General features: G+C 71.2%; 10 protein-coding genes. 6 read left to right on the forward strand and 4 right to left on the reverse strand.

The features are described from left to right. Window positions 1-97 precede the first annotated feature (97 nt). The 3 genes from AB0N07_RS09420 (at window position 98) to AB0N07_RS09430 (ending at window position 2587) form a co-directional block, all read left to right on the forward strand. A complete protein-coding gene (locus tag AB0N07_RS09420) occupies window positions 98-1279 on the forward strand; it encodes a histidine kinase (RefSeq protein WP_365833634.1) in 1182 nt (393 codons plus the stop codon). Then, the gene (locus tag AB0N07_RS09425; protein ID WP_365833635.1) at window positions 1276-1938 is read left to right on the forward strand and encodes a response regulator transcription factor; all 663 of its coding nucleotides are present in this window, start codon (window positions 1276-1278) and stop codon (window positions 1936-1938) included. The genes AB0N07_RS09420 and AB0N07_RS09425 overlap by 4 nt, the downstream gene beginning before the upstream one ends. A gap of 121 nt (window positions 1939-2059) precedes the next feature. After that, window positions 2060-2587 carry an SMI1/KNR4 family protein gene (locus AB0N07_RS09430; RefSeq protein WP_365833636.1) on the forward strand — a complete coding sequence of 176 codons (528 nt, stop codon included), beginning with the start codon at window positions 2060-2062 and terminating at the stop codon, window positions 2585-2587. A 226-nt stretch (window positions 2588-2813) separates the two neighbouring features. Here the strand turns inward: AB0N07_RS09430 and AB0N07_RS09435 are convergent, their stop codons facing one another. From AB0N07_RS09435 to AB0N07_RS09450, 4 genes are read right to left on the reverse strand one after another with little or no spacing between them, the layout of a single operon-like run. Then, on the reverse strand, window positions 2814-3722 hold the full coding sequence (locus AB0N07_RS09435; RefSeq protein ID WP_365833637.1) for a phosphotriesterase: 909 nt from the start codon (window positions 3720-3722) through the stop codon (window positions 2814-2816). Further along, window positions 3719-4303: a DUF4865 family protein gene (locus AB0N07_RS09440; protein ID WP_365833638.1), complete on the reverse strand. Its 585-nt coding sequence runs from the start codon at window positions 4301-4303 to the stop codon at window positions 3719-3721. Before AB0N07_RS09440 ends, AB0N07_RS09435 begins: the two co-directional genes overlap by 4 nt. 11 nt (window positions 4304-4314) lie before the next feature. Further along, entirely contained in the window at window positions 4315-4725 is a 411-nt protein-coding gene (locus tag AB0N07_RS09445) for a cupin domain-containing protein (protein ID WP_365833639.1), read from the reverse strand. A gap of 12 nt (window positions 4726-4737) precedes the next feature. Continuing rightward, the gene (locus tag AB0N07_RS09450) at window positions 4738-5322 is read right to left on the reverse strand and encodes a TetR/AcrR family transcriptional regulator (protein ID WP_365833640.1); all 585 of its coding nucleotides are present in this window, start codon (window positions 5320-5322) and stop codon (window positions 4738-4740) included. Between the two features lie 173 nt (window positions 5323-5495). On the opposite strand from AB0N07_RS09450, the gene AB0N07_RS09455 reads away from it, so the two are divergent. The 3 genes from AB0N07_RS09455 to AB0N07_RS09465 are packed head-to-tail and all read left to right on the forward strand — an operon-like array spanning window position 5496 to window position 9087. Next, window positions 5496-5783: an SHOCT domain-containing protein gene (locus AB0N07_RS09455; RefSeq protein ID WP_365833641.1), complete on the forward strand. Its 288-nt coding sequence runs from the start codon at window positions 5496-5498 to the stop codon at window positions 5781-5783. After that, window positions 5780-6529 carry an ABC transporter ATP-binding protein gene (locus AB0N07_RS09460; protein WP_365833642.1) on the forward strand — a complete coding sequence of 250 codons (750 nt, stop codon included), beginning with the start codon at window positions 5780-5782 and terminating at the stop codon, window positions 6527-6529. The genes AB0N07_RS09455 and AB0N07_RS09460 overlap by 4 nt, the downstream gene beginning before the upstream one ends. After that, window positions 6526-9087 (forward strand): FtsX-like permease family protein, encoded by a 2562-nt coding sequence (locus tag AB0N07_RS09465; RefSeq protein WP_365833643.1) that lies wholly within the window; start codon window positions 6526-6528, stop codon window positions 9085-9087. Before AB0N07_RS09460 ends, AB0N07_RS09465 begins: the two co-directional genes overlap by 4 nt. Window positions 9088-9273 lie beyond the last annotated feature (186 nt).

Genomic DNA, 9273 nt, shown 5'->3' on the forward strand with positions numbered 1-9273 from the left:
ACGAGTTCTGCCGTCCCCGCCGCCCCGCCCCGCCCGGGCCTGCCGTCTACATCGTTCGAAGTACACGGCCGCAGCACATGTGCACGAGAATCAGGCCATGGGCAAGGCACGGAACAATCACGACGGTCCTGTGGCACCCCTGTGGGTCCGCCGCCCCGAGGCGCTGCGCCTCGCCGCCTATTCGGTGGCCGCGCTGGTGTTCACCGGCCAGATCGTGGCAGTGATCCTGCGAGGGTCGGAGTGGCCGACGGCCCTCTCCGTGCTCCTCGCCGGTGGCGGTGTCGCCCTGTCGTGGTGGCGGCCGTGGGCAGGACTGGTCGCGGCGAGCGCGGCGTCCTTCGCCGTCACAGCGGTGGGCCACGACCCCCTGTCGGTGTGGATGATGGCAGTGCTCGTGCTGTTCTCGGTCACCCTCAGGGGAAAACAGCCGCTGGTCGCAACCGGCATTGTGGCGGCGTTCTTCCTGGGGGCGTTCATGACGGTGGGAGGATTCCGTGGCGGCGCGATCGTGGGAGCCGCCGCACTCTTCTCAGCCGTAGGGGGAGGGGCGACAGGGGCCGCGCTGCGCATCCATCGAGAGCACTGGCGCACTCTGGAGGAAAGGGCGGAGAGCGCCGTCGCCACCCGCGAGATCGAAGCCACGCGACGGGTGACCGAGGAACGACTCCGCATTGCCCGGGACCTCCACGACGTCATCGGCCACCAGGTCGCGATGCTGAGCATGCACCTCGGTGCCGCGGAGATCGGGCTGCCCGAGGAGGCAGAGTCCGCCCGGCAGGCCCTCGTGTCAGCCAGGTCGAGCGCCCGCACCGTCGTCGTGGAAACGCAACGGATCCTCACGCTCCTGCGCCTCTCGGACGAGATCTCCGACGACGAGGCGCTCCGGCCGACCCCGGCGCTCAGCGGCCTGGAAGGTCTTGTCGCCTCTTTCGAGAGCATCGGCCTGGACGTCCGGCCCTCCATCGACATCCCCGCCGGCTTTGTGGAACCCAGCGTCGGCGTGACGGTCTACCGGGTCGTTCAGGAAGCACTCACGAATGCCTACCGGCATGGAGAGGGGGCGGCGACGGTGGACGTGCGCGAGCGCAACGGCAGGATCTGCGTCACCGTAGAGAACCGCGTCGGTCACTCACCGCGCGGATCCGGCTCGGGCAGCGGACTCGGACTCGTCGGGATGCGCGAACGCGTCGAGTCCTCCAGCGGGCGACTGACGATCGACAGTGACGACGGGCGATTCCGGGTCCATGCGGAATTCAGCCCTCTGGGAGCCGCCGTATGACCACGCGGATTCTGATCGTCGACGACCAGGCCGAGATCAGGGCCGGGATCCGGGCGATGCTTCGGCTCGACCCGAGTCTCGCGGTCGTGGCTGATCTCTCCGATGGACTCCAGGTCGTCCCCCACCTGCGGGACCACCCCGTCGACCTCGTCCTGATGGACATCCGTATGCCAGGCATCGACGGTGTCGAAGCGACCCGCCGGATCCGCAGAGAGCACCCGGCCGAAGAGATGCGGGTGATCGTGCTGACCACTTTTGACCAGGACGACATCGTTCTCGCCGCCCTTCGCGCGGGCGCCAACGGTTTCCTCAGCAAGACCGTGAGCCCTGCTGAACTCGTCGCCGGAATCACCGAGGTCGTCGGTGGTGGCGGTGCGCTGTCGGCCGCTGCGACGGCCGCGCTCATCGGTCACATGACCCACAGTCCGCCCCCGGTGATCGACCAGGAACTGCTGAGCCGCTTCGCCGCTCTGACGCCCAGGGAGCGGGACGTGGTCGTCCTCGTCGCCAGCGGTCTCGGCAACGACGAGATCGCGGCCCAGATGTCCGTGTCGCCGTTCACCGTGAAGACGCATGCGGTGCGGGCCATGACGAAGGTCGGCGCACGTGATCGAGCACAACTCGTCTCGTTCACCTTTCGCGCCGGCCTCTACCCCTGAGCGTGCCGGGCTGAAGGCCGCGCCCGCCGAGCAGGGCCTGCGCCATGGCAAGGCGGACGAGCTCTTCCTGGGGGCGACAGCGCCCAGGGACGTTGTCAGTGGCGCCGATTAGCCTGCACCCATGATCGAGACGACCGGCGACGACCGCCGACTTCCGCCCGCTCTGGCCGCCGTTGCCGAGGTGGAGTTCGACTACGACGACGGCGAGGGCATCGACTTCGAGCCCTACGAGGCCTTCGACTCCGCGGAGGAGACCACCGACTGGATCCGTCACTGGACCGGCAACCACGAGCTGGACGGCGCCGCCTACCGGGTCTTCGGCCAGGACGGCACCGGAGGCCTCGCCGCCCTCTGGTGCGCGCGGCCCGGGCGGCCCCTCGCCGAACAGCCCGTGGTGTTCCTGGGGTCGGAGGGAGAGCGGGGCGTCATCGCCGGAAGCCTCTCGGACTTCCTGTGGGTGCTGGCCGACGGCCTGGGCCCGATGGAGGTCATCGAGTACGAGCAGCGCGAGGCCCGCCCCAACTCGACGCTGACCGAACTGGCCGAGCGACATGCCACCACCCCGCGCCGGACCGCCCGGGAGATCGTCACCGAGGCGCAGGCCGAGTTCCCTGCCTTCTGCGAGGACCTGGACGAACTCTGCCGTTGATGCGACCGGTAAGGAACCGGCCGCGTCCGGGTACTGCGCCACGCCGTGACCGAGTGACCAGTCGGCCGACTCGTCGACGATGTCTTGGCCGGCTGCACGCCGAGACAACTGCCGTACCGCAGCGTGCTGTTGGTGCCGTCTTGCCCGACCGGGATCTGGAAGTGGTCGTCGGCGGGATGCCGAGCGACTCCACCAAGGGCATCAGCGGTTGGTGCACCCTTGCCGCTCAGCGCCACTCGACGGCGAACGCCCGGCCCGGGTTGTCCGTGAGGACGCGGTTCATCAGTTCCTCGCCCAGCTCCCGCGCGAGCCGTGGTCGGATCCTGCGCAGCAGATACGGCATCCCCGGGCCGCCGTCGACCGACCGCGCCCCTTTGACCACCGTGTCCCCGCCGAGCAGCAGCCGGTGCCCGAAGCCCGCCTCGGCGAGGGCCCGTACCGCGTCCGGCATGCGCCAGTCGGTGGTGTGGTGGGTGCGGGACGGGCCGTCGAAGGCCAGCCAGCAGCCCGCCTCCGCGGCCTGGCGCTGGATGACAAGGTCGGGGGAGCGGTTGAGGTGGCCGAGTATCACGTGCTCCGGCGGGACGCCCAACTCGCCGCACAGCAGGTCCAGTACGTCGAGCGCGCCCGTGCCCATCTCCAGGTGGACGGCGATCGGCGCCCCCGTCGCATGGTGGGCCTCGGCCGCCGCGGTCATGGTCCAGCGGGCGTGCGCGTCGAGCGCATGGAAGCCGCCCGCCACCTTGACGAGGCCGGCGCGGACGCCCGACGCGCCGATGCCTTCGGTGAGTTCGGAGACGAACACGTCGGCGAGCCTGCCGCGCAGCTCGTCGAGCAACTCCGGCGCGTAGTGGGCGGCTTGGTGCAGTCCGGTCGCGCAGACCACGTGCACACCGGCCGCCCGGGAGAGGAGGGGCAGGTCGGCGGCCCGCCGGCCCATCCCGAGCGGGGTCCATTGGACGACGCTCGCCCCGCCCGCCGCACGGAACGCCTCCAACTCGGCCCGGGCGGCGGTGGCGTCGTTCAGCTCCCGGCCGGGCAGTTGCGGGCTGCGGAGGAAGAGATGGTCGTGCGCGTCGCACACCCCGAGGTCCTCGGGCCGTACATCCCCGAGCACCGTACGAACACGGCTCACCACTGCCGCCCGCGCGGCAACTTCTCACGCCCCGGCGCCGACAGATGCAGCACCTCGAACACATCGCCGTCGGCCTTCGGCGTGTCGTGCTCCCACAGGGAGAAGTGGACGAGCTCCCAGCGACTCGAGTCCACGGCCGCCGCCGCAAGCACCGCGCCGTCCTCGCCGGCCAGCCGCGCGGTCTCCTGCGCCGCGTCCGCCATGACGTCGGCCAACACCACGCCCTCGGGCACCGGTTGACGCCGCCGCACCGCGAACCGTGCCCGTGAGCGTGGGGCGCCGCCCTCCTCGTACGCCAGACCGGTCCACTGCCGGACCGAGGGGCGCCCGAAGTCGTTGCTGAGCCCCTGGAAGGCGCCGCCCCACAGGAAGGTGTTCATGCCCTCCATGGTGTTCCACAGGTAGAACGGCGCGTACTGGTTGACCGGTGAGCCGTTCACGCCGCGCTGCCGCAGGAGATACGTCTTGAAGCCCAGGCCCTCCCAGTCGTCCAGCAGATGCCCGATGCGGGCGACACGGCCGCGGATGATGCCCGTGTCGTAGTCGGCGGGCAGCGTCAACTCGTACTGCATGGCGTGCATCGGATGCCTCCTCAGGCAGAAGAGCCGTTCGCGGGGTAGTCCTCGGGATCCACGTGCGCGTCCCACTCCGTGGTGGTGCCGTCCTCGGCGGCCTCGACGACCGCGAGATGCGTCATGAAGGTGCGCGGCCCGGCGCCGTGCCAGTGCCACTCGTCCGGCTCGATCCACACGGTGTCGCCCGCGCGGATCGACTCCGGCGCACCGCCCTTGCGCTGCACCAGGCCCTCGCCCTCCAGGACGTGCAGCACCTGACCGTGCGGATGGCGGTGCCAGGCGGTGTGGGCGCCGGGCGCGAAGTGGACGTTGAACATGCGCAGCCGGGACGGGGCCGCGGGCGCGGCTATCTCGTCGAGCCACACCGAGCCGGTGAAGTTCTCCGCCGGGCCCGGCCTGGTGTCGGGGCGCTTCCTGGTGATGTGCACAGATCTGAACTCCTAACGCGGGGCGAGAAGGGAGAGCAGCCCTCGGACGCCGGTGTCGAAGGCGGCGGGGGAGCCGGAGGCGCGGGCGAGGACATAACCGCCCTGGACGGTCGCGAGGACGGTCGCGGCGATCTCCTCGCCGTCCAGCGAGGGCGCGAACTGCCCCTGCTCCTTGCCCTCTTCGACGATCCCGGCGATCAGCTCCCGGATCGCGTCGAGTGTGTCGTCGACCGGCGCGCGCAGCTCGTCACTGGCGATGACGTCCGGGTCCATCGTCAGCCGCCCGACGGGGCAGCCGCGCAGCACGTCACGCTCGCGCCGCAGATAGGCCTGGATGCGCTCGTACGGCGTTCCCGGCCCGCCCAGTACTCCCTCGGCGGTGGCCCGCAACTCCTCGGCGGTCCGCCGGATCGCCGCCAGGGCGAGATCCGGCTTGCCCTTGAAGTGGTGGTACATGCTGCCCTGTCCGGCGCCCGAGCGCTCCAGGATCGCCTTGGGGCTGGTGCCCACGTAACCGCGCTCCCACAGCAGCTCACGGGTGGACTCGATCAGCCGGTCCGAGGTGCTCTCCGAGGTGCTCATGCCCTGACTGTACATACTAGTAGGTACAGAAGTCGAGCCCTTTTGGGAGCAGCGGCCACGACCCCGCCTACTCCCCGGGAGGTACACGCACTGCCGCTGGCCGTACGACGACCCGGACCCCTCCCCGGCGGGACCCTCGAGGCATCACCACAAGACGCACCACAGACCCACCCAGGAGATGACCCGAGATGCAGACCTTCGCAGACTGGCACGGCGGCCCCGGACCGTGGATCCTCTTCTTCCCGTTGATCTGGGCGGCCGTCGTGATCGGAGTCGTGACCGTCCTGCGCCGCACCGTGTGGCGCGGCCGCGGTGGCCCGTGGCGGGCCATGGGGGACACCCGCCCCTCCGGCGACTCACCCCTTGCGGTGCTCGGCCGCCGCTTCGCCTCCGGTGAGATCGACGAGGACGAGTACTGGCGCCGACTGTCCGTGCTGGACGAGCAGTTCGGCCGCACCAAGGGCGGTGCGGCGTGAGCACCACGACCGCCGTCCGTACGGCCGCCCGGGTCGTCGACGCCGTGAAGGTGTACGGCCGCGGCGACACCGAGGTGAGGGCCCTGGACGGGGTGAGCGTCGACTTCCCGGTCGGCCGCTTCACCGCGATCATGGGGCCCTCGGGCTCCGGAAAGTCCACCCTGATGCACTGCGCGGCCGGCCTCGACACGCTCAGCGCGGGCGCCGCGTACGTCGGCGACACCGACCTCGGCGGTCTCGACGACCGTCGTCTGACCCTGTTGCGCCGCGACCGCGTCGGCTTCGTCTTCCAGGCGTTCAACCTGGTGCCGACGCTGAGCGTCGCGGAGAACATCACGCTGCCGCTGGACCTCGCCGGCGGCCGGGGCGACCCGGAGTGGATCGAGGCGCTCATCGACGTCGTCGGCCTGCGCGACCGCCTGCACCACCGGCCCGCCGAACTCTCCGGCGGGCAGCAGCAACGCGTCGCCGTGGCACGGGCGTTCGCCGGGCAGCCCGACGTCGTCTTCGCCGACGAGCCCACCGGCAACCTCGACTCCCGCTCCGGCGAGGAGGTCCTCGGCCTGCTCGGCCGCGCCGTGCGCCAGACCTCCCGCACCGTCGTCATGGTCACCCACGACCCGGTCGCCGCCGCCCACGCCGACGTGGTCGTCTTCCTCGCCGACGGACGCCTGGTCGACCGTATGGAATCCCCGACCGCCGACAGGGTCCTGGACCGCATGAAAGCCTTCGAGGTGCCCTCATGAACGCCTCCGTACGCCTGAGCGTGTCCTCCTTGCGCGACCACAAGCGGCGCTTCGCCGGCACCTTTCTCGCCGTGTTCCTCGGCGTCGCCTTCCTGGCCGGCACCCTCGTCATGGGCGACACGCTGCGCGCCGGCTTCGACTCGATGTTCGGCAACGCGACCAGCGGCACGGGCGCCGTCGTCCGCAGCGCGGACGCCATCACCACACCGGGCGAGAGCCAGGGCGTGCGCCGGCCGGTCGACACGGCCCTGGTGAACACCCTCGAACAGGTACCCGGGGTCGCGGCCGCCGCACCCGACATCGAGGGCGCTGGCCAACTCGTCGGCAAGAACGGCGAGCCCATCGGTGGCAAGGGCCCGCCCACCCTCGCAGGCAACTGGATCCCCGACGCCAAGCTCAACCCGTACCGACTCGCCGTGGGCCGCGTCCCGCAGCAGTCCGGCGAGGTCGTCGTCAACCGCGGCGCTGCGAAGAAGGGCCATCTGAAGATCGGCGACACCACCACCCTCCGGACCCCCGACCCGGTCAAGGTGACCATCGTCGGCCTGGCGACCTTCGGCGGCGAGGACGGCATGGCACAGGTGACCTTCACCGGCATGACCCGGGCCGACGCCGAGAAGTACCTCACCGCCCGCCCCGGCGAGGCGGCGAGCATCAAGGTGCGGGCAGGCCCGGGCGTCAGCGAGAAGGAACTCGTCGACCGCCTGAGCCCCGTACTACCCAAGGGAGTTGAGGCCATCACCGGTCAGGCCTCGGCGCAGGAGAACACCGACATGATCTCCAGCCAGTTCCTGACCATCTTCACCACCTTCCTGCTCGTCTTCTCCGGCATCGCCCTCCTCGTCGCGACCTTCTCCATCCACAACACCTTCGCCATCGTCGTCACCCAACGCACCCGCGAGAACGCCCTGTTGCGCGCCCTCGGCGCCTCCCGCCGCCAGGTCACCGCCACGACCCTGATCGAGGCCACGGCCGTCGCCATGACCGCCTCGGCGGCGGGCCTCGCGGGCGGCATCGGCATCGCCGCCGGACTGCAGGCCCTGTTCCCGGCGATCGGATTCCCCTTCCCCGACGGCAACCTGGTCATCAGCGCCCTGTCCATGACGCTTCCGCTCGCCGTCGGCATCGTGGTCTGCCTGGGCTCCGCGCTGCTGCCCGCCGCACGCGCCGGCCGCACCGCCCCGCTGGCCGCCCTGCGCGAGACGGCCGTCGACACCTCCGGCGTCTCCCGCACCCGCGCCGTCACCGGCATGGGTGTCGCCGCCCTCGCCGTAGCCACCACGCTCAGCGGAGTGCTCGTCTCACCGTCCATCTGGATGGCAGGAGCCGGCGCCGTACTGGCCCTGGTGGCGTTCGTGGTCCTCGGCCCGGTCGCCTCGACCACGGCCGTACGCATCCTCGGCGGCCCACTCGACAAACTCCGCGGCGTCACCGGGGGTCTCGCCCGCCGCAACGCCCTGCGCAGCCCCAAGCGGACGGCCGCCACCGCGAGCGCCCTGATGATCGGCGTAGCAGTCGTCTCTCTCTTCACCGTCTTCGGCGCCTCGCTGAAGGCCACCATGGACCAGACCGTGTCCCGGTCCTTCGCCGGCGACGTCGCCGTCAGCACTCCGTCCTTCGGCGCGGGCGGCAGCGGCCTGAGCCCCCGGCTCGCCGGCGCGATACAACAACTCCCCGAGGTCGACACGGCCGTGGGCCTCGGCCGCGGAGTGGCGAAAGTCGACGGCAGGGGACGCGCGTTGACCGTCACCGACCCCGTCGCCCTGGAGCGCACCTTCGACCTCGGCAAGGTCGACGGTTCACTCCGCGCCCTCGGCACCGACGGCATCGCCCTCACCAGGGCGGAAGCCGACAAGCAGCACCTGTCCACCGGCGACAGGGCCCAACTCGCCTTCACCGACGGCAAGAAGCGGACCTTCACCGTCCGGGCGGTCTACGGCCAGTCCGACCTCGCCGGGGACTACGTCATCACCCGCGCCGCCTGGGCCCCGCACCGCACCCAGGACTCCGACACCCTGGTCGCCGTATCCTTCAAGGCCGGCGTGAGTACGGACGCGGGCAAGGCCGCCGTGCAGAGGGTCGCCGACCGGTACGGCAGCCCCGAGGTCCAGACCCGCAGCGAGTACGCACAGTCCTCGGCCGGCGGCATCGACATGATGCTGACCCTCGTCTACGCGCTGCTCGCCCTCGCGGTCCTCATCGCACTGCTCGGCATCGCCAACACCCTGACCCTGGCGATCCACGAACGCACCCGCGAACTGGGCCTGCTCAGGGCCGTCGGCCAGACCCGCCGCCAACTGCGGGCCATGGTCCGCTGGGAGTCGGTCCTCGTCGCCGCATTCGGCACGGCCGGCGGCCTCGGCCTGGGCACCTTCCTCGGCTGGGTACTGGTCAAGGCCTCGGACGGCGCCGGCGACAGCGCCTTCGCCTTCGCGATCCCGCCCACGCAGCTCGCGATCGTGGCCCTGGTGGGCCTGGCAGCCGGCGCCCTGGCGGGCCTGCGCCCGGCCCGACGGGCGGCCCGCCTGGACGTCCTGCGGGCCATCGCCACCGAGTGACCGACATCCGGAAGCAAGTCGGTCAGAGGCCGCGCCCAACGGCGTTTCGACGGTCGACCGGCCGGCGGTACAGGCCCTCCAACGCCCACTGCACCGCCGGACACCGGCCGGGAGGGAGCCGGAGGGGGCGCGCCGGTGTCGAGAGACCGATCGTGCTCAGCGCTTCGCGCCTCCGCGCGTTCGGTC

Origin of the sequence: Streptomyces sp. NPDC051172, assembly GCF_040682555.1 — a bacterium.
Taxonomy (GTDB): domain Bacteria; phylum Actinomycetota; class Actinomycetes; order Streptomycetales; family Streptomycetaceae; genus Streptomyces.

What these genes read in the sequence shown, in the direction of transcription:
- AB0N07_RS09430 (WP_365833636.1), top strand. Translation starts at nt 2,060, where the DNA reads ATGATCGAGACGACCGGCGACGACCGCCGACTTCCGCCCGCTCTGGCC.
- AB0N07_RS09450 (WP_365833640.1), bottom strand. Translation starts at nt 5,322, where the DNA reads ATGTACAGTCAGGGCATGAGCACCTCGGAGAGCACCTCGGACCGGCTG.
- AB0N07_RS09465 (WP_365833643.1), top strand. Translation starts at nt 6,526, where the DNA reads ATGAACGCCTCCGTACGCCTGAGCGTGTCCTCCTTGCGCGACCACAAG.
- AB0N07_RS09455 (WP_365833641.1), top strand. Translation starts at nt 5,496, where the DNA reads ATGCAGACCTTCGCAGACTGGCACGGCGGCCCCGGACCGTGGATCCTC.
- AB0N07_RS09420 (WP_365833634.1), top strand. Translation starts at nt 98, where the DNA reads ATGGGCAAGGCACGGAACAATCACGACGGTCCTGTGGCACCCCTGTGG.
- AB0N07_RS09440 (WP_365833638.1), bottom strand. Translation starts at nt 4,303, where the DNA reads ATGCACGCCATGCAGTACGAGTTGACGCTGCCCGCCGACTACGACACG.
- AB0N07_RS09425 (WP_365833635.1), top strand. Translation starts at nt 1,276, where the DNA reads ATGACCACGCGGATTCTGATCGTCGACGACCAGGCCGAGATCAGGGCC.